Genomic DNA, 19,058 nt, shown 5'->3' with positions numbered 1-19,058 from the left:
AAAGGAGGGAGGGATTTGACCACACAAGAAGAATTAGTTGTTCAGTTTAGGGCTGAAACTGATCAAATGCGTCGCGAGATTCAACAGATGCGTCGTGAAATGAACGATTTTGTTACATCAACCAGTCGAAGCTCTAGAGAATATCGACGTAGCATTGAAAATATGGGGAATGCTAACAGTGAATATAGTCGTAGATTACGGCAAATGAAATACGAACAACGAGAAGCTATGAAGCCTCATATTGAAGAGCTAAAACGAACTAAACTCGCTTATTTAGATGCTGCTATGAGTATGGCAACATACTCTGGTAGCGCCCAGGATTTAATTGCTCAAGTTAACAGAATTGGTAAGGCAGAAAAAGCTGCGAATGATGAAATTATGAGACTAGACAGAATGAAACAAGCTAGTATTTTGCAAACCATCGGTATGTTGAACAATATGTCTACAACATCAAGTAAACTACAAGGTAATTTACAACGTATGGGTAATCCATTATACAACGTTTCTAGAGGTGCTTTGGCCGCGACTAATGCAATGGAACGATTAGCGAATAGAAGTAGTGCTGCGCAGTTAGCTTTAGAATTTCTTGGGCCTACTGCGAATATGAAGCAGTTAAATGATCAAATTCGTATTATTAACCAATCTGTTATGGGAATGGGACAAGCGTTTTTAGTCGTTGGTGCTGGGGCAGTTATGTTTTATGGCAAATTGCATAAAGCCAATATGGAAATGAACCCTAAATACGCAAAGGCATATAAAGACATGATGGAGTCACTTACTGAAGCTTTACAGCCAATGAGGGATGCATTTGCCGCTTTAATGATACCTATTTATAATTTTGTTAACACAATGGCAAAAATGGTCATCGCATTTAACGAAGCACATCCTACTTTAGCAAAATTCATCCAAGGGACAATGATGTTAGTTCCAGCCTTAACACTCCTATTGCTGCCATTAGGTGCAGGAATGGGATTATTAAAAGGGTATAGAGCGGCGTTTGCTGCTTTATGGATGATTATTAAACCGGCAGTAATGGTGTTAGCCATGGCGAGTCCTGTAGCATGGGCGTTAGCAGCTGCGATAACAGGCTTAGCTTTAGGGTTTACTTATGCTTATAAAAATATAGAACCATTTAGGAACGCAGTAAATAACGTGATAACCGTTTTTAAAGCGTTTTGGCAAGTTTTACAAGGAAATAGTGATGGTGCAGCTAGTATGCTCACTTCACTAGGAATGTCACCAGAGAATACTAGAGCGATCATATCATTTGGTGAAACAGTTCGAGGGGTAATTGAAACAATTAAACAAGTTTTTTCAGGCTTTGCAGTATTCATGCAAGGCATTTTTGCGTTGTTCGCAGGTGATGAAGAAAACGGAACAGCATTATTAAAATCGTTAGGGATGAATCAGGAAACAATTACAACGGTTGTTAATACTGTATCGTCTATCAAGCAGGCAATAAGCGGATTTTTAAGCGAAATCTGGTCCTTCATGACTGCAATCGGAACCCAAATAGCCCAGTTTTGGCTAGAAAACGGCAGTCAGATAAAACAAGCCTTTTCCGATTGTTGGTCTGTAGCGAGTGAAATAATAAAATCGGTAATGCCGATTTTAGTCGCAGTTTTCCAATTTGCGTGGCCGATTATTAAAGAGATTGTGATTGGAACGCTAGAAGCGATACGTGATTTTATACAAGGAATTCTAAAAGTTATACTTGGAATCGTGAAGGTTTTTTCATCCCTTTTTACCGGCGATTGGGCTGGAGTGTGGGAAGGGGTTAAGGAAATTTGGTTCGGAGCACTAGAAGCGATTTGGGGTTACCTGCAATTATGGGGTGCTGGGCGAGTCCTAAATTGGCTTGGTAAATTTGGAAATGACATAGGTCGGTTATTCGGTAAATTTTGGGGAGATATAAAGAAAATTTGGAATGATGCCCTTGCAGATTTATATGTATTCTTCGGTTCAAAATTAGAAACTATAACCCGTCTAGCGCAAAGTTGGGGCGGTATGTTCAAAAATTTCTTTGTTGGAATTTGGGACGCTATTATAGGCGGAATACAAAATAAAATGAATAACGTGGTTTCGGCTATTGGGTGGATACTAGGGCAAGCAGTAAATACAGTCCAGCGTTTTGTAAGTTACTTTTTCACGATTGGCCAACAAATGATTTCTGGTCTTATTAATGGTATTTACAGTTATGCTAATAAACTTATAGACCAGGTTTTTAATATTGGTCGTTCCATAAAAGATACTATTACCGGATTCTTCCGTATCCACTCTCCTTCACGTGTGATGAGAGATATAGGGGTATACGTAGGTCAAGGTTTAGATCAGGGAATGGATAGTATGATAAACCCTCTAGTACGTACTGCGTTAGATATGGCATCTGCTGTTAAAGATGGATTTTCAAGTTTGACAGATTCAATTCAGATGGGTGATATTCTTCCTGGTAATGTAGTAGCTCCTGTGATTCCTTCAATTTCAGGAAGTTACAATGCCCCGTCGTATGTAACTGGTGTTAATTCATCGTCAGATTTCGGGCAACAAGCAATGATTAACTCCCAATCAGCTAATGTCGCAAGTCAAAATGATACTAGATTAGTGGCATCTGCAGTTAAAAATCTAGGTGACAAATTAGATAATCTACAAGTTGTTATGGAAGGTGAAACAGTAGGGCGTATTGTACGGCCTCATGTAAATGAAGGGAATGCAGTCGAAAACACAGTAAGGAGGTATTTCTAATGGACGCACAAATCACAAGAATAAATGGACAAACTATGAAACTATCTGACATAAACGTTCAGGCGCAGGACTTCCGTGTGGGATCGATTGAAATGCGTCCTACCTATATAGATGTAGAGGGAGCGAACGGAAGAATTAGCACAGGATCTACTTATGGGGTAAAGACTATAACCGTACCCTTTTATTTTAAAGCGCAGGATTTACTAGATGTAGCAATAACGCGAGATAAACTATTTGAAATGATACTTAGTACAGAACCTTTCTATATTCGCGAATTACGACGATTAGAGTATCAAAATGGAGATAATCTAATTGTTAGTGGCAAACGATATAAAGTAAATATCTCCTCTACATTCGATATAGATCAGCAACTCAAATATGGATTTGGTGAATTGGAATTTGAAACAGCAGACTTGCCATTTGCTGAATCGATTGGTAAGTCATCAGATATTCAACGTGATGGAATTAGCCCAGGGAGTGGATTATGGGGAGCAGGTATGGGCATTATCAGTGATCCTGCGTCAAGGATATATAAACATAAAGCTCTATCAGGGCAGCGATTTCAAATTTTCAATCCTGGTAACATTCCGGTTCATCCTTTTGAACAAGAATTAAAAATAACAATTAGTGACGTAGCAGGTAGTACAGCGGGATTTATACTTAAGAATCATACAAATCTTAGCACAGCAACAATAACGTCAGCTTTATATATTACAGACACCATTATTTACTCAGGTCCGAATATAGGTAGGAACGGGTTATCCTTTTTAAGGAATACAAAGAAGGATTTCATTGAGCTTGTACCAGGGTGGAATACCTTAGAAGTGTTTAATTGCACCTCAGCAACGATAGAATTTGATTTTAGGTTTTACTACAAGTGAGGTGATTTAATATGTATGTACGTGATTTAGAAAATATAGAGTATATCACACATATAACCTATCTAATTGAAGAAGAATTAAATGGGAATAGCGTGTTTTCTGCAAAGATACCACCTAATAAAGTGAACTTGATATATCTTAATAGACTCTCAGAAATGTGGACTTTAGTTGATGATAATGAAACGGAATATAAAGTTGTTTACCTGAAGAAGCAGGGTGAAGGGCAAACGTTAACTGCTGAGATTAAAGCGGTACCGAAATTTTATGATGACTTCGACAGTGGCCGTGTGTATGAAGAATATAATCAATCTTTTACTGCGAATGCTTGTTTTGCAACCATTTTTAGTGGAAGTGGCTATGCTTATCAATTGAATGGAAGTTACAACTCATTACAATGGGAAGGATTTGGTGGTGGGTCTACCCGACTTGAAATGTTTAAAGATGCATTGAATCGTTATGGGGCAGAATTTAAGGTGCTCGGAAAGGTTGTAACCATTGAACCTCAAATAGGATTTGACTTAAACGTCATGTACCGCCATAGATTGAATGCTTCTAATATAGTTCAAGAAGTTGATGCATCAGGGTTTTGGACATACGCTAAAGGTTATGGTGATTTTACAGAAGAAGATGGATGGCAAGGTGCTAAATTGATTCGTGAGTATATATCACCACTTGCAAGTATCCCTGGAATCGGAGTGCGTCACGCTCCACCTTTAAAAGACGGTCGTATAAAATTAAATGCAACAATGGAAAGCAGTTTAAAAAAGATTGTGAATGAAAGTTTAAAAATTAGCGTAACTGCTGATATACAAGATTTAACGAAACAGAAATACCCGATTGCTCAGAGTGGACTTGGTGATCGGGTATTTCTTATTGATGAAAGAATTGGGTTGGATGCAGAAGTACGTGTTGTAAATCGGAGTGTATTACGTGATTGGCGTGGTAATATACTGGATATTCAATTAACCTTTGGGAATCAAGACATTACCAAAAGGTATCAGTCTAATTTAGATCATGCCGCTAAAACAATTAATGATTTGATAGAGGGGCGAGAAAAGCTCCCAATCAATGCGATGGCAGAAGAGGTTGCAAATATCACGAGTATGATTTTAGGCGTAACAAGTGAATTGGATATCACGCCACAAGGGTTAATTGCGAAGGATAAGAACAATCCCAATTATGTTGTAGTTTTGAATAGTGCTGGATTAGGTGTAAGCACTGATGGAGGAATGACCTTTAGGAACGCGATTACAGGCAGAGGTATTGTTGCAGAACGGATTTTAGCAGGAGAAATTAAAGGTTCTACACTGCGTACTGATAGTGGATCTAACTACGTTCACATCGAAAAACAATTTATACGCTTAATGGAATCAAATTTAACACGAATGTATTTTGGTTATTACTGGAATAAAAATGGAAGAATGCAACCTACAATTTTACTTCATGAGAATATTGATACTAGTAGATTTTCTGATGGAACATTAACAATCTCACAACAAAATCTTGGAAGTTATTATACGGGAAGTATAGGAATAGCAAAAGGGGAAACAGCTCCCGGCGATACGTATTATCCAAGTACGCTTTACCTCAATTCAAATGGAAATACTCATCTATTTGGAGACAATAAGACAACAGTTACCGGTGAAATGGGAATAGATTTTCGTTCATTCCGACAGGTAAGTACTTTTGCAAGTCTTATCCGTTTAGAGGCTTCTGGTAGCGCGGATATTTTATCCGGAAATCGTTTATTTATAAGGGGAACAAACGGAATAACATTCAATACTAGTAGCTTCGTAGAATTTAATTCTCAAGTAAGTACACAAGGAGTAAATATTGCTGGTAATGGCCCGGACGCTTTAGGGACTATCAAATATATGAACGGAAGTAAAGGATGGGGTGCTTATCTTCACATAGGTTCACAAGGATGGGCATTTATTAACATTTCATTATAGGAGGTATTTATGACATATCAATACTTAGGAGTAACAGTAACAATTTCTGAAGACGGTTCAGTAAAAGTACCATTAGATAAATTATCCGATATTGGCGTTAAACCTGGTGATGTAGTTGAGATTTTCTCAGATCATGACCAGGTTTATTTGCGTAAAACAGATACATTTTGTGAGTTGTGCAAAAAGAATGCTCATTTGCATAAGTTAGGCACATTAAATGTGTGTTCTGATTGTTTAACTAACCTACAGCAACAAGCAACGCAAGTATCACAACAATAAAAGAGGTGAAATCAATTGGCAGAAATACTTAAAATAAGAGAAATAACAATTGATACTATGCAGCATAAGGAATTCAATATAAAAGAAGAGGAACTAAAGCTCATCCGGTTTTATCAGAATGATTTAAACTCTGCCAAACTATTAATCAATGTTACTCACGACAAAGTGGTGACAGACTTTTCATCAGCAATAAGTATACAAATCGCATTCTTAAAGCCTGATTGTAAGCGAGTGTTTCAAGATGTACAGAATGTGAATCAAATGCAGGGTAAGTATTATGTTGTTTTAAGTACACAAACTCTGATTGCCTATGGTAATGTCATTGCACAATTGAGGTTCACTTTCCCGAATAACAAAGTAATTGAAACTTGTAAATTCGCATTTACAGTAGATGAATCAATAATGTCTGATGATGCGATGAAATCTACAAATGAATTTCCCGTAATCCAAAAAGCTATTGAAGCAGGAAAGAAGTTTGAAGGTGTAGATATTGACGGGATTATTGCAGCTGGTGCAAAAGCGGATGGAGCAGTAAAAAGAACAGGAGATACCATGACAGGGAACCTGACAGTCCCTAGACTATATGCAGGCCCTTCTCCTGATAAGCAAGCCAATGTTGGTACAGGTAGCTCAGATGTTTACCTTGCTAACACTTTAAGCAAGAAATATCTCCAGTTGAAAGATGATGGGGCTCTTCTTTATAGCAATGTCCCCGTAGCATTATCAGATACAGCTCAGATGAAGAAAATTACCAAGGATAATGGTACTCAGACGATAAGTACGTCTGATCCAGCATCTGACATCTTGTTGATTATTAAAAATGCAGGCGCAGGGATGAACACTATCTACTGCCATGGTTCAGTACTCAATTCAGTTCCTTCAAAGGCTTCATGGAGAGGTATTTCATTTTTAAATGCAGATGGATACGGGCTTGTTCTCGCTAAAGACTTTAAAGGTGGTTTCTTCACTAATTATATTGATAATGGAAATTGGATTGGATGGGTAAAACACTCTGATGACTCTACTACTCAGAATGTAAAACTAACAAACGATGACGGGCAAGCTCACCCTTGTCACAAATTAGACTGTAACGACTTAACTACTGTAGGTAAATACTTTGGCAACGAACTGAAAAACTCACCAGACGGGACTACAGCGTATTACTTAATAGAGACCTTCCAAGTGGCTAACGCTTCTAGTTGGGTACAACATGCCACTAGATGGAGTGCCCCTCAACAGTATTACCGTACAAAGGTTAACACTGGTAACTGGTCTGTATGGAAAGAGTTAGCTGATAAGGATAAAACTGTTCAGAAAACAGGGGATACTATGGATGGCCCTCTTAAGTTTTCAGGGATTAACTTTGTAGAGACAAACGGTTCAGGGCTAATTCAAGGGGGAGGCTCTACAGCTATTCGCTGGAGAATATACCAGTCAGGTAATGGGGAGTTATCTTTCGTGCCTAGTGCTACAGTAGGTGGAGCTGATTGGGAGTGGAATAAAGCATTCAGAATAAAACCTGACGGAAGTGTCTCAACCCCCAAAGACGCCACAATTGACTTAGTTATCACGAGTGATTTCACTCCTACAAGTGGGACAGTTCAGAATATCGTTAGAAGAGGAAACATTGTCACTTTAATGTTGGACGTAACTCGAAATGCCGACTCAACGAATCCTATAGTGACAACACTTCCTGAAGGAGTGCGTCCTATAGGTTCACTCACTACAGATATAGCATCACCAGATGGAACTATGTCGAGATTATTAATTAGATTCAACGGAGAAATCCATTTGGATACTAAAGGAAAACGTTACAGAATACTTCAGACTTTTGTGACTCCGTAAAGAGGAGGAAGTTAAATGACTCAATACTATGGATACTGCTATAACTCTGAAGGGCGATTCATCGAAATGATTCCCTTGGAAGAGAAACCGATTTATGAGAAACAAACCTTATACCGAGAAGAAACGAGAGAGATTGTCACTGAAGAGAAACTTTGTCAGCTACATCAATCCATTCAGGATGGTACTTATATACCATCTCAAGAAGATGGGGAATCAATTAGTAAATACGACTGCCCTAATTGTGTAATGGAACATGTAGAGTCTAAAACTATTAAAGTGCCATACGAGGAAGATGTTGTTATAGGCTATGGTCCTGACATTCCTGCAAATTGCACTTTAGAGGTTTGTCCTGATGGAATTTACTACCCATTATTCAAAGATGGTAAATGGGTTAAAACGGCAGAACCGGCACCTGAGGAGCCAAAGCCTGAGGAACCTTCTGAGCTAGAAAAAATCAAGCAACAATTAGCTGATATTCAGAAAGAACTCGAGGATATCAAAAATCAGAAGCCACCAACTCTTGATGAAACAGAAGCTCCAATAGCGTTTGCAGCACCTATACAAGATACACCAGATTATGAACATGAAATTAATAAAATAAAGCAAGTCATTCCAGATTTAGGAGAACAAATTGTTGATTTAAATAGTAGAATAGCTGATTTAGAGAACAAAGAGCAGGTGTAATTCACTGGTCTTTTTATTTTGAACAAAATACGGCTTTTATAACAAAACGAAGCGTGCTTATAGCAGGCTTTATTATTTTTAGAAAAGGAGTGAAAAGATGGATCGTATTGATGTATTAATGAAAACATTTATAGCTACCTTCGGAGCTTTGTGCGGGTACTTTTTGGGAGGATGGGATACAACATTGAAAGTTCTAGTAATCATGGCAGCTATCGATTATATAACAGGCGTATTTGCAGCAGGGTATAACGGAGAGTTGAAAAGTAAAGTTGGTTTCAAAGGCATCGCCAAAAAGGTGGTGCTTTTTCTTTTGGTTGGAGTTGCAGCGCAGTTAGATTCAGCGTTTGGAAGTAATAGTGCCATTCGTGAAGCCACAATTTTCTTCTTTATCGGTAATGAGTTGTTATCTCTTTTAGAAAATGCAGGACGTATGGGAATTCCTTTGCCATCTGCGCTAACAAACGCAGTTGAAATTTTAGGTGGTAAACAAAAACAAGTAGAGAAAAAAGGAGAGGTTGAATGATGAGAGTATCAAGCCATGGAGGACACAATGCTATTGTACCAGGAGCTAACTGGGGTGACCGTAAAGAACATCTAATGGATCGTGAGTGTAATAAGGATTTCATTAACAAGTTGCGCGCCCTAGGTCATTCTGTAGAGGATGATACTGATGATGTGGGTCGCACAGCGAGTACTATCGTAGGTAACCAAGTTAGGAATATCAATGATAGACCTAATGACGTAGGATTCGCTTGGCATCTTAATGCATCTAACGGAGAAGGTCACGGAGTAGAAGTGCTTTGCTACTCTTCAAAGGAAGCGCCTATGGCAGCTCGTATTTCAGCAGAAATTGCTAAGCGTACTGAATGGAAAGACCGTGGAGCTAAGATACGTCCAGACATTGGAGTAATTCGTTCAAGTAACTGCCCATTCTTTCTTGTGGAGGCAGGTTTCATTGATAATGATTCAGATATGGCCAAGTGGAACGTGGACGCAATTACTTCAGCGGTAATCTTTGCTTACTTTGGACAAGAATGTGGAGGAACAAGCTCAAGTGTTGCACCTGCTCAACCAACTAAACAGAATATCATCCAAACAGGAGCGTTCTCACCTTATGAGGTACCTGACGTAGCAGGAGCACTTTCTTCTTTGAAGATGACAGGTACGTTTCTACTTCAAGGAGATGGATTAGCTTTCGTAGTAACAGATCCAACGTCAGATACCCAATTAAAAGCAATGAAAGAATACCTTGACCGTAAAGGTTGGTGGTATGAAGTTAAGTAAAAATAAGAGCCGATTCTAATTCAGGAGTCGGCTCTTATTATTTTAACTATGACAACAATTCCTCTACTCCGACACCATCTATTAACAATGCTTTTAATGAAGGAGCTATTTTAATTGTTTCTTCAATATCTAAATCTCCAAAATCCACTGTATATAATCCGAATCCTTCTTTTCCATCTACATATAATAATGCTTTTCCACCTTCATCATCACCGATTGCCAGTGAATCTGGTATATATTTTTGAATATCATGTGCTTCATTCATCTCTATGCAATCATTAGGGCTCCAAATACGTATGTAAAGTTCATTTTTTACATTAATCTCTGCATTTGTACAATGTTGGATTACTTCTAAATAATCTAATGGTACATCTATTGATGAGAATTTTTGCAATTCTTGAATGGCCTCTTTACTCGCTGGTGATTCCTGAGCTTCTAATGTGAAGGAATCATTTAATTTTTCTAGAATATTCATTAATAATCAATCCTTTCATACTTTACTTTTAATTTATCAAGCATTTTATATTGTTGTTCTAAAGTTTCTGAAATGTTTTCTTTAGAGAATCCTGCACGTTCAAAATCAGATACTAGATTTTTTAATTCATCTTGTAAAGTAGAGCTCCATTTTCCATTACCTGAACTTAAACGCTCATCACGTCTTAAATTCTGTGCATTAGAAATAATGGTGTGAGGTAATCCTTTTCCTGTCTCAATAGTCACTGTTGGTGCTAGCTTCGGGTCATATCCGTACTTACCTAAATTTTCTTTTGCCCATTGTTGCTGTAAGCCGTGATGTGATTGTAAATTACCCCCGTTTGGTCCTCGACCCTTAGGCTTAGGCATGGAATCACGATGTGTTTTATTAAATAATACATAATTTGGTTTTGCGCTGGCTGCAGCTTTAGTAGCCTCAACTGCCTCAGTGGTCATTTTTACACCTTTTCCAACTTTAGCGAGTTTTCCAAGAGGTGTGATTCCAGCTACTACCATTCCACCTGCAAAAATTCTATCCCAGGTTGAAAGTTTTTCGCCAGTAGATGGATCGACACCATCCCAAGTACGTCGAATATCATACTCACCAGTTAATTCACCAGTAATATCTCGAGCGAGTTTACCACTATCAAATCCTTTTTCTTCAGAAGAAGGCTTACCACACATTGCACCTTCTTCTATTGTAACATCTTGATTATCTGTGTTACGGAATTTTTCGGCAATTCGTTTCAAATCTTCTTCCACTTGTATAATTGAATTGATAGATGTAAAAGCTTTTGGTCTCGCATCATTGAACATTTGAACGAATTGTTGATTAGAGGCACCAATCCATTGAAAACACAAATGATCTATTTCATTACATAAATTATTATGTATAGATTCTAATGCGATTCGGGTATTACGAGCACGATTAGCAACTTCTTCTAGCATTTCAGGTGTCACTTTGATTTGAACCATTTCTTTCCTCCCTTTCCCAATTAAAATTATGAGATAAAAAGAAAAAAATGTAAATACAGAAACTTTAGATTAGTATAATAATATTTATGTGAAATAAGGAAAATCTGCCCTATTAGATTATCTTTTTATTTTGCATCAATAATATCGATAAATTTCAACGTCATATTATTGTAAAATGCATCCGTACACATTATAGATTTATTCAGCGGATCAATATCAACGACGGTCATATAGTTAGTAAGTAAAAAACCACCTTCGTAATATGTAATTAATATCTCTTCTTCAGAAAGTAACGAACATAATAGCATGTTCTCAATAAGTTCTTGTTCATCCTGAGTTAATGTAGGTCGTTCTACCTTTGTCTTTTCTTTAACAATTTCACGGATACCAGCGAATTGCTCTGGCATCGCTGCGAATGGAGTCCATTTAACCATTCCTCTTCCCTTTGGCATATTAGCGTTGTTCATGCTTTATGTCCCCCTAACAATGTGTTTCTGTATCTTGCTGTTGCACTATTTGTATATGAAATTCCTCGTAATATGCTGTTCTTACCAAATTTAGTGCGTATTTCGTCCATTACTTTAGTTAGTTTCATTTCTTTTTCTCGTTGTATTACATTATCGAATAGTGAGATTTGTTCTTCGCCTTCATTGATTAAGTTATTTAAAGAAACATTGATGGTTCTAATGGGTTCCCCAGTATAAAACTCATGTAAAAAATATGTACAAATCTTATAAATATCCATTGTTAAATTGGTTGGTCGGTTCATAGTGTGAGTTTTTCTGAAACCACCAGTGTAATTTTTACTGTAACCAATAGAAAAATGAATAGTTTGAGCTAGTTTGTTTTGCCTTCGCATTCGATAACAAACTTCCTCGATATGTTCCAGTAGAATAATTGGGAATTCCTCTATGGTGTAATCACGCATGAGTATTTGACTTTTACCAATAGAAGTTGTTGCTGGAACGTATTTTTCTGAAATACGGCTAAAATCAATGCCGTTGCTATGTAAGTGTAATTCTTCGCCAATGACTCCAAAGCTCTGTTTTAAATATTTGAGTGGATATTGTGCCAAGTCTCCGATTGAATGAATTCCTTTTCGGTTTAACTTCGCTTCTGTTTTCCCTGAAATCCCCCAAAATTTGCTGAGTGGTCGTATTGGCCATAATTTTATGGGTACATCTTCGTACTTCCAGTATGCTATACAATCTTTCGTTTTCTTTGCTTCCACATCTAAGGCAACCTTGCTCATTAATGGGCTTGGACCAATTCCTATCGTGCATTCGATTCGAGTCTTTGCATATATTTCACGCTTGAATTTCAATGCAAATTCATACGGATCGTTAGCAAATAAATGAATACTATCCGTAATATCCATAAAGAACTCATCGATGGAATATTGGTGGAAATCCTCAATAGGTACGTATTGTAGAGCCAACTTAGTGATGAAATTAGAGCATTTTATGTAAGTACTCATAATTGGGTTTACCACAAGGATATCTTTACGATGTGGTATTTCATACAATCTCGCCATTTTCTTAACGCCTAATGTTTTTAATGGTGGAGTTGCAGCCAATACAATTGAACCACTCCTGTTCACATCACCAACTACAGCTAACTTTGTGTGCAGTGGATCTAAGCCCATTTTGATACAACTGACTGAAGCATAAAAGCTACGAAGATCTACACATAAAACAATTCGATTTGGCAATATTGAATAGTCATACACCGTTATTCCCCCTAAATAACAGAACGTTAGTTCTTATTATATACGAATGTATGTTCTTTTATGAAGAGGTTTTTTCAAAAAAAATAAAATCGAATCAATATGGTCGGTTTTGAGTCAGTTATTTTTCTAATCAAATCAGTGTCCTATCCAATTACATCCGCTGTGGCGCTATGCGGTGGTTTGTTTATAATGATTGGTAGCCAGGAACGGGGATTTTCCCTTATATCAAGGGCAGGGATTGGTTATATAGTGGTTCAATATGCGATTACTTTTTGAAATTGCTAAAGCTATATGGCTATATTTGTGAATAATTGTAAAAAAATATAAATTCCTTCTTTTTCTAATTTAAAAATAGTTATATAATGATTCTTGGAATGGTATTATTGACGTTTAAAATTAAGGGGAGAGAATAGTAATGAAAAAATTAATAATTTCTGGTGTATGTGTAGCAGTATGTGGTACAACTTTTTTTGCAAATAACTCTATGGCTGAGACATCAGGGAATACCACAAATCAGGGAATACAAGCAGCGAGTGCTCAAAATAGTAAATTTATAGATGTGCCCGATTGGAGTTGGGCATATAATGAAATTAACTACATGGTTGACCACAATATAATGTTGGGATACCACAATGGTTATTTTGGAGCTTTAGAAGAAATAACGCGTGAAGAATTAGCGGCATTCTTATATAGAACGGTGGAAATTCCCGATTATGATATGTCACAGCCGCTTCCTTTCAATGATATAAATGATTCAATGTTTAAAAAGGAAATTGCAGCAGGATATAAAAGTGGAATTTTCTCTTACGAATTTAATGGTCATTTTAACCCAAAAAGAATCGTAACCCGAGCAGAACTTGCTCAAACTTTCGTAAACGCTTTTTGGTTAAACAAGAAGTTTGATCATCAATTTAATGATATGCAAGGACACTGGGCTAATGAAGCCGTAGAAATTTTATATAGTAATGGTATTACTGGTGGTGTAGGTAATAATAACTTTAATCCAGACGGTACAATTACGCGTGAACAATTAGCAGTATTTCTATATAGAACTATTCCAATATCCATCAAAGATCTACGAGATAACGCTAAGTAAAAATAATTAAAAGACTGACTCTTATGAGTCGGTTTTTTTATTTGCAGTTTTTTTTACTGCTGGTTCTATCATATTCGTTATGGCGTTATGCAGCGGGCTATTCATGATGGTGGGTAGCCAGGAACGGGGATTCTCGCTAATAAGCCGTGCTGGGATTCGTTATATAGTGGTTCAAATGATTCCGTTGTTTATGAGACTGCTTGTTGAGATTGCTAAAGCTATTTAGTTGTCTCTAACCAGTATTGTTCTTTATATAAAAATAACTGTTTATCGTTATTAACAAACAGCATATCTTAACTAAACATTCGAAATTAACTGTTTTATATTTCTAAAAATTCTATATATTTACAATAATTATTTTTAAAAATATGATTAGGTGGTAAGCTATAAAACTATAAAAAGGGGGATTTTTTATGTTTAAAAAGTTAATAATAGGAACACTAGTAACTGGTATTGTATTAACTGGAGGAATTGGAGCTTCGGCAACTACATTTGAATCAAATTCATTAGCTGATAGTAAAGTAAAGAAAGAAATAGCTAGATATGACATTAAACTTGAGGTAGGGGAGAAAAAAAGAGTATCTGGAAGTTGGGCTTATTCTGAATTTGGAGACGGAAGCGTTTTTGAATTAACGATAGAAAACGGAAAATATTATGTTAAAGGTTTAAATCCAGGCACGGGTGGTATAGTAGTAGATGGAAAAGGAAAATCAATTCTAGTCACTGAATAACATAAGAAATAGCATACTTAAGTTAAAAGCTCTGTATAATCAGAGCTTTTTTATTTGCAGGAATTTCTCAACCATCATGGAATACTCTCACTAGGAGGTGTTGTGACGCTATGACGGACGAAATTGTTTATTCTGCTAGTGAAGTATACAAACGACTAGGAATAAGTGATAGCACCCTTAGAAAGTACATGGAAGTATTGCAACGTGAAGGATTCGTAGTGAAGAAGGATAATCGCGGCAGACGCCAGTATACAGACAGTGACATTATGGTTATTGAGAAATTAATCGAACTGAGTAAGCATGACGGTATGACGCTAGAAAAGGCAGCGAAGATGATCGCGCAGCAAATAGAAAAGGTTAATCCGGATCTGATTCAAGAGGAAGCTGAGGAAACGGATTTAGTGCCATTCCACATTAAACAGCAATTACAGGAACAGTACAGCGTTATGGCGCAGGAAATGAATCAAAGCATGTTAGCGATGGAGAAGCGATTGAGTGAGCAGGCGAAGCAAAGTAACGAGGAAATCAAAGCGAGTGTAGAAGCACACAATGAGCGAGTGGAAAAACGATTAGAAGCAAGAGATGAGACGCTTATGAAGACACTACGTGAGATGCAGGAAACGAAGAGAATGATGCAGGAGTTTCGGGATGAGGTTGCAGCTGCGAAAGAAAAGAAGCCGTGGTGGCGTTTTTGGTGAAAGCAAGTAGAGGGACTACTGGCCAGTGGTAGTAATGTATAAAAATAGAGTTGTAGAAAAAGAAAGAGTGGATTCCTTGTGAGAGTAGGGATCCACTTTTTTATATTTAGACTATATGTAATTACCCTCTTGAAGCAGTCCTTCTTAAAGACTTACCCCTTTTTTTAATGTATATAAAGTGGCTATCTCTGATAAAGATTAATAAAAATCCTGCTGTTTCTAAGAAAACCCACGGCGTAAGAATATGATTTCCTATAATAATAAAGCCTATTGTTGTACTGATAATCAACCATAATCCTAATGAAGTACATTTCTTGAATTTTATCACGCCAGCCAATGCGATTAAAATAACCAAACAGCTTAGAATTATTGCAGAAAAAGGCACATCTTTTGTTTTTATTTCATCTATCAAGAAGTAGATAGACATTATTGCAAAAAATCCTGCAGTGATTTTTCTAATATCCTTACCAAACTTGAATAAAACAATAGTCATCCCGCACGCTGCCATAAATCCTACGATATTCATTTGAATTTTATTACTGATAATACTACCTTCCATATAAAGATTAGCTGGAAAGTATCTTTCTGCAATTTCGAAATAATGTTCTAATGGGTATTGAATTAGTCGATAAGCGAACCAACCAATTACAAATAATACAAACATCTTCCCTATCAAGTAGATAGATGTAATCATATCAACAATATCAAACGAATCTTCGTAGGATAAACCACGATAATCCAGCTCTGATTCAATTTTTCTAAGTAAATCGCTATCATACGTATTATGATATAATTCTATTAATTCAATATCCGTTTTGTTACGTAAATAATCCATTTGTTACACCTTCTTATTATAATTATTTCTCCTAATAAAAACATTGCATTCTAACATATTGTTATTAATATGTAAATTTCATAAATGAGATGCCATATTGAACTTACATAAATATCCTATTTGTTCAAATTTGTCCTTGCTGATGGTACTATTAGGATAACGGAGGAATATTATGGGATATCTTAATCAGCTTTATGTAATACTGTATTTTATAATCGGCATTGCAGTATTCTCATTCTTCAATTCTGATTCACCAAAAACTAAGGATAAAAATCTAACATTCATAATGGTCAGTTTAGGGGTAAATCTATGCACAATTCCAGTGGCCTTATTTATAGGTGTGATGGCAACAGACTCACCATATAGTACGGAACTTGATTTTTGGGGAGGATTTCTCTTCATTCAGGCAATACCGCTCCTCATACTGCTTGTAGCTTTGATATGGTGGTTTATCTGCAAGCGCAAAGAAAAAATCGACACATAGAATTTTAAAATGACTTCTGCTAACGAAAAATCTGTAAATGAGCTAGTTGTAGAGGTTCTGGTAAGAGGTCGCATAAAAAAGAAGTATCCTTAATGAAAAACAGGGACACTTCTTTTTTATTTATTTATTCTCTAACGTCTCATATAGGCGTTTATACATGTCTTTATATGCTTTAGAATGTCGGTTGACTAGTTGGGAATCTACATAATGCTCAACAAGCATGTCAATGATGTTGTTAATTGATGTTTTATCCATACCTTCTTGCTCCTGTATAAATGGTTTAAGAGTATTTAGCTTTAGCAAAACAGCAGGTGAAAGTTTTGCTGTTTTAGATGGAACTAAACGTTTATCTGGTGTTTGAATTTCCTTTTTCGTATTAGTTTGATCGTTTTGAATAGTTAAATCTGAACTTTCAGTAATAGGTGTCACAGTTACTACAAAAGATTTACTTTCATTCTCCAAAGGTACCACTCCCATTTAGTTTTTTATCTTAAATTGTTAAAACTATTTATCACTTGTATAGGTAACGATAATGTTATTATCTGATGTTTTACCCGTGTATTCAAGTGAGTTAAAGAGCTGGGAATAAGTAAAAATATATCAAAGAAAAGTGGAAATATAGAAATATCCCTATTTCTAAATAGGGATATTTCTATATTTTTTAAACCTCTGTTAAAAGCTTGAATTTCCTTTTCTGATCAGGTGTTAGCTCATTTTCTACATAACGATCTATAAGTAGATCGATGATCTCATACGTGAATTTTGTGTTCGTAAGCTTCATTAATACTTCAAGTTCTTCTTTTGATTGATTAGAAATTTTAATACTACCTTGTTGATTTTTAAATTTCTTTTTCGGTTCAGTTTTTTCGTTTCTTTTTTCTTTTCGAGTTACTTGTTTTTCTTCTGTCTTAGGTTGAGAAGGAGCAGCTGGTACTTCGTTATTTTCAACTACAGTTTGTCCTTGCTCTGGTACATAGGGTTCAGTAGGTTCAAAGTTACTTTTCTTTCTACCTAACAAACCAGGAGTTCTCGCCATGTTACACACCAACCTTCATTTTTTCGAACATATCAATACGAGACAACAATTCATCACTAATCGTTTCGTATAGTTCAATTACATTCATATCATGTCTATCTTTTTCAGTAATACCATTCACATCAAATCGTTTAATACGTTCCATTTGAGGGACAATGTTTTTGAAGAGATTTTCTTCGCCGAAAATTTCACGAGCATTTTCCATAATGTATTCGTCAACTTTACCATTGTTTTTTAATAGGACAGGAAGAACGCCAACTACTTCAATATCAAGATCATATTGTTCTTTTAACTTGATAAGTTCAGTAATATAATTCTCGGCACCAGTAAGAGAACGTTCTTGTGTTTGCAGAGCAATTAGAACATAATCAGAAGCTACAACTGCATTTTTTGTAACTTCTAGCGACATAGGAGGCACGTCGATAAATATGTAGTCGTATTTATGCTTTATCTTTTCAAGTAATCCCTTAAAGTAATGATCTTCTTCAGCTTCCGAAGAACAATTTTTATAAAGGAATTTTGCGAAGTCCTGAAAATCAACGTAAGAAGGTAGTAAATGTAAATTCTCCATAATTTCCACTTCTAAGCCGTCTAGGTTTCCCTCTTGTATTCCTTTCATTAATGTTTTTTCAACAGTAACAATTTCATCAGGATTAAGAATGGATTTTGTTAGCATCAGAGATTTTGTTGCGTTACTTTGTGGATCAAGGTCAACAAGTAATGTACGCTTGCCCTTTTTAGCAAATTCATAAGAGTTCAATACAGCATTTGTGGTTTTACCGACTCCACCTTTGTAATTACCTACCGTAATTGTAATAGCCATTTTTAACACTCCAGTTATAGTTTTTGAAATTTCCCTATATCCCTTTATAGAAATAGGGAAAAATAGAAATAGGGAAATAGGGATATTTCTAACTATAGAAATAGGGATATTTCTATATCTTTAAAGAAATTATAACAATGATATTTGGGTTATGCAATAGAATCATAGAGTTAGTAATTAATAACAAAAAACGTTGGTATTAAAAGCTTCTTTTGATGTCTGAAATAGAGAGAGTTAAGAAATAAATATGTAATTTCGTAGAGAAGTTAGTAGACGAAAAAACAAAGAAAATAGGGAAATATAGATATAGGGAAAAGGGGAAATATCCCTATATCTATAAGTGGAAATAGGGAAATAGGGAAATAGGGATATTATTCGTAAAGTGCGCAAATTCGCTGTTTACAAAGGGTAATGCTTGTTGTAACGTAGTACACAACAAGCACCATTCTACAAAACAAAACACAATTTGATATTTTACATAAATGAAGATCATGAAGATCGATAGAGCAA

20 protein-coding genes and 1 pseudogene are annotated in these 19,058 nt (G+C 36.1%); 13 read left to right on the top strand and 8 right to left on the bottom strand.

The window, feature by feature from the left end:
- The first annotated feature begins 15 nt into the window (after nucleotides 1-15).
- The 8 genes from DN390_RS23420 (at nucleotide 16) to DN390_RS23385 (ending at nucleotide 9,667) form a co-directional block, all read left to right on the top strand.
- Nucleotides 16-2,742: a phage tail protein gene (locus DN390_RS23420; protein ID WP_147808612.1), complete on the top strand. Its 2,727-nt coding sequence runs from the start codon at nucleotides 16-18 to the stop codon at nucleotides 2,740-2,742.
- Nucleotides 2,742-3,623: a phage tail domain-containing protein gene (locus DN390_RS23415; protein WP_147808611.1), complete on the top strand. Its 882-nt coding sequence runs from the start codon at nucleotides 2,742-2,744 to the stop codon at nucleotides 3,621-3,623. The genes DN390_RS23420 and DN390_RS23415 overlap by 1 nt, the downstream gene beginning before the upstream one ends.
- An 11-nt stretch (nucleotides 3,624-3,634) precedes the next feature.
- Nucleotides 3,635-5,575, top strand: a complete 1,941-nt coding sequence (locus tag DN390_RS23410; RefSeq protein ID WP_147808610.1) for a phage tail protein — start codon at nucleotides 3,635-3,637, stop codon at nucleotides 5,573-5,575.
- A gap of 9 nt (nucleotides 5,576-5,584) precedes the next feature.
- Nucleotides 5,585-5,854: a transcriptional regulator gene (locus tag DN390_RS23405; protein ID WP_147808609.1), complete on the top strand. Its 270-nt coding sequence runs from the start codon at nucleotides 5,585-5,587 to the stop codon at nucleotides 5,852-5,854.
- 15 nt (nucleotides 5,855-5,869) lie between these two features.
- Nucleotides 5,870-7,699, top strand: a complete 1,830-nt coding sequence (locus DN390_RS31350; protein ID WP_255444164.1) for a BppU family phage baseplate upper protein — start codon at nucleotides 5,870-5,872, stop codon at nucleotides 7,697-7,699.
- 15 nt (nucleotides 7,700-7,714) lie between these two features.
- Nucleotides 7,715-8,383 (top strand): hypothetical protein, encoded by a 669-nt coding sequence (locus DN390_RS23395; RefSeq protein WP_147808608.1) that lies wholly within the window; start codon nucleotides 7,715-7,717, stop codon nucleotides 8,381-8,383.
- Nucleotides 8,384-8,480: 97 nt separating this feature from the next.
- Nucleotides 8,481-8,906, top strand: coding sequence for a phage holin family protein (locus DN390_RS23390; protein WP_147808607.1), 426 nt, complete (start codon nucleotides 8,481-8,483; stop codon nucleotides 8,904-8,906).
- Nucleotides 8,906-9,667, top strand: coding sequence for an N-acetylmuramoyl-L-alanine amidase (locus DN390_RS23385; RefSeq protein WP_147808628.1), 762 nt, complete (start codon nucleotides 8,906-8,908; stop codon nucleotides 9,665-9,667). Before DN390_RS23390 ends, DN390_RS23385 begins: the two co-directional genes overlap by 1 nt.
- Before the next feature lie 46 nt (nucleotides 9,668-9,713).
- Here DN390_RS23385 and DN390_RS23380 read toward each other — a convergent pair whose 3' ends face one another.
- The 4 genes from DN390_RS23380 to DN390_RS23365 all read right to left on the bottom strand — a co-directional run bounded on the left by DN390_RS23380 (nucleotide 9,714) and on the right by DN390_RS23365 (nucleotide 12,845).
- Nucleotides 9,714-10,142 (bottom strand): SMI1/KNR4 family protein, encoded by a 429-nt coding sequence (locus DN390_RS23380; RefSeq protein WP_147808606.1) that lies wholly within the window; start codon nucleotides 10,140-10,142, stop codon nucleotides 9,714-9,716.
- Nucleotides 10,142-11,116 carry a WXG100 family type VII secretion target gene (locus DN390_RS30990; protein WP_147808627.1) on the bottom strand — a complete coding sequence of 325 codons (975 nt, stop codon included), beginning with the start codon at nucleotides 11,114-11,116 and terminating at the stop codon, nucleotides 10,142-10,144. Before DN390_RS30990 ends, DN390_RS23380 begins: the two co-directional genes overlap by 1 nt.
- A 125-nt stretch (nucleotides 11,117-11,241) precedes the next feature.
- Nucleotides 11,242-11,583: a YolD-like family protein gene (locus DN390_RS23370; protein ID WP_147808605.1), complete on the bottom strand. Its 342-nt coding sequence runs from the start codon at nucleotides 11,581-11,583 to the stop codon at nucleotides 11,242-11,244.
- Nucleotides 11,580-12,845 (bottom strand): Y-family DNA polymerase, encoded by a 1,266-nt coding sequence (locus DN390_RS23365; protein WP_147808604.1) that lies wholly within the window; start codon nucleotides 12,843-12,845, stop codon nucleotides 11,580-11,582. The genes DN390_RS23370 and DN390_RS23365 overlap by 4 nt, the downstream gene beginning before the upstream one ends.
- Nucleotides 12,846-12,953: 108 nt before the next feature.
- Between DN390_RS23365 and DN390_RS31700 the strand changes: the two are divergent.
- From DN390_RS31700 to DN390_RS23345, 4 genes and pseudogenes are all read left to right on the top strand, one after another.
- Nucleotides 12,954-13,152, top strand: a pseudogene (locus DN390_RS31700) (hypothetical protein); the annotation flags it as partial.
- A 108-nt stretch (nucleotides 13,153-13,260) separates the two neighbouring features.
- Complete coding sequence (locus DN390_RS23355) at nucleotides 13,261-13,941, top strand: S-layer homology domain-containing protein (protein ID WP_147808603.1); 681 nt, start codon at nucleotides 13,261-13,263, stop codon at nucleotides 13,939-13,941.
- Nucleotides 13,942-14,354: 413 nt separating this feature from the next.
- On the top strand, nucleotides 14,355-14,672 hold the full coding sequence (locus DN390_RS23350) for a hypothetical protein (protein WP_147808602.1): 318 nt from the start codon (nucleotides 14,355-14,357) through the stop codon (nucleotides 14,670-14,672).
- A gap of 110 nt (nucleotides 14,673-14,782) precedes the next feature.
- The gene (locus DN390_RS23345; RefSeq protein WP_147808601.1) at nucleotides 14,783-15,370 is read left to right on the top strand and encodes a DUF3967 domain-containing protein; all 588 of its coding nucleotides are present in this window, start codon (nucleotides 14,783-14,785) and stop codon (nucleotides 15,368-15,370) included.
- Between the two features lie 121 nt (nucleotides 15,371-15,491).
- On the opposite strand, the gene DN390_RS23340 is transcribed toward DN390_RS23345, so the two are convergent.
- Nucleotides 15,492-16,205: a hypothetical protein gene (locus DN390_RS23340; RefSeq protein ID WP_147808600.1), complete on the bottom strand. Its 714-nt coding sequence runs from the start codon at nucleotides 16,203-16,205 to the stop codon at nucleotides 15,492-15,494.
- A 172-nt stretch (nucleotides 16,206-16,377) separates the two neighbouring features.
- Here DN390_RS23340 and DN390_RS23335 point away from each other — a divergent pair, with 172 nt between their 5' ends.
- Nucleotides 16,378-16,689 carry a hypothetical protein gene (locus DN390_RS23335; RefSeq protein WP_147808599.1) on the top strand — a complete coding sequence of 104 codons (312 nt, stop codon included), beginning with the start codon at nucleotides 16,378-16,380 and terminating at the stop codon, nucleotides 16,687-16,689.
- Between the two features lie 120 nt (nucleotides 16,690-16,809).
- Here the strand turns inward: DN390_RS23335 and DN390_RS23330 are convergent, their stop codons facing one another.
- The 3 genes from DN390_RS23330 to DN390_RS23320 form a co-directional block, all read right to left on the bottom strand.
- A complete protein-coding gene (locus DN390_RS23330; RefSeq protein WP_098555580.1) occupies nucleotides 16,810-17,151 on the bottom strand; it encodes a hypothetical protein in 342 nt (113 codons plus the stop codon).
- A 199-nt stretch (nucleotides 17,152-17,350) separates the two neighbouring features.
- On the bottom strand, nucleotides 17,351-17,725 hold the full coding sequence (locus tag DN390_RS23325) for a hypothetical protein (protein ID WP_147808598.1): 375 nt from the start codon (nucleotides 17,723-17,725) through the stop codon (nucleotides 17,351-17,353).
- Nucleotide 17,726: 1 nt separating this feature from the next.
- Entirely contained in the window at nucleotides 17,727-18,548 is an 822-nt protein-coding gene (locus DN390_RS23320) for a ParA family protein (RefSeq protein ID WP_147808597.1), read from the bottom strand.
- Nucleotides 18,549-19,058: the final 510 nt, after the last annotated feature.

This window comes from Bacillus sp. SH7-1 (genome assembly GCF_008042405.1).
GTDB lineage: Bacteria > Bacillota > Bacilli > Bacillales > Bacillaceae_G > Bacillus_A > Bacillus_A thuringiensis_N.
Note: the sequence above shows the minus strand (reverse complement) of the source record. Positions and strands in the feature narration are given on the sequence as shown.

Excerpts from the sequence above, each read along its gene's own strand:
- DN390_RS23415 (WP_147808611.1), top strand. The coding sequence starts at position 2,742 with ATGGACGCACAAATCACAAGAATAAATGGACAAACTATGAAACTATCT.
- DN390_RS23410 (WP_147808610.1), top strand. The coding sequence starts at position 3,635 with ATGTATGTACGTGATTTAGAAAATATAGAGTATATCACACATATAACC.
- DN390_RS23405 (WP_147808609.1), top strand. The coding sequence starts at position 5,585 with ATGACATATCAATACTTAGGAGTAACAGTAACAATTTCTGAAGACGGT.
- DN390_RS23395 (WP_147808608.1), top strand. The coding sequence starts at position 7,715 with ATGACTCAATACTATGGATACTGCTATAACTCTGAAGGGCGATTCATC.
- DN390_RS23390 (WP_147808607.1), top strand. The coding sequence starts at position 8,481 with ATGGATCGTATTGATGTATTAATGAAAACATTTATAGCTACCTTCGGA.
- DN390_RS23385 (WP_147808628.1), top strand. The coding sequence starts at position 8,906 with ATGAGAGTATCAAGCCATGGAGGACACAATGCTATTGTACCAGGAGCT.
- DN390_RS23380 (WP_147808606.1), bottom strand. The coding sequence starts at position 10,142 with ATGAATATTCTAGAAAAATTAAATGATTCCTTCACATTAGAAGCTCAG.
- DN390_RS30990 (WP_147808627.1), bottom strand. The coding sequence starts at position 11,116 with ATGGTTCAAATCAAAGTGACACCTGAAATGCTAGAAGAAGTTGCTAAT.
- DN390_RS23370 (WP_147808605.1), bottom strand. The coding sequence starts at position 11,583 with ATGAACAACGCTAATATGCCAAAGGGAAGAGGAATGGTTAAATGGACT.
- DN390_RS23355 (WP_147808603.1), top strand. The coding sequence starts at position 13,261 with ATGAAAAAATTAATAATTTCTGGTGTATGTGTAGCAGTATGTGGTACA.
- DN390_RS23350 (WP_147808602.1), top strand. The coding sequence starts at position 14,355 with ATGTTTAAAAAGTTAATAATAGGAACACTAGTAACTGGTATTGTATTA.
- DN390_RS23345 (WP_147808601.1), top strand. The coding sequence starts at position 14,783 with ATGACGGACGAAATTGTTTATTCTGCTAGTGAAGTATACAAACGACTA.
- DN390_RS23340 (WP_147808600.1), bottom strand. The coding sequence starts at position 16,205 with ATGGATTATTTACGTAACAAAACGGATATTGAATTAATAGAATTATAT.
- DN390_RS23335 (WP_147808599.1), top strand. The coding sequence starts at position 16,378 with ATGGGATATCTTAATCAGCTTTATGTAATACTGTATTTTATAATCGGC.
- DN390_RS23325 (WP_147808598.1), bottom strand. The coding sequence starts at position 17,725 with ATGGCGAGAACTCCTGGTTTGTTAGGTAGAAAGAAAAGTAACTTTGAA.
- DN390_RS23320 (WP_147808597.1), bottom strand. The coding sequence starts at position 18,548 with ATGGCTATTACAATTACGGTAGGTAATTACAAAGGTGGAGTCGGTAAA.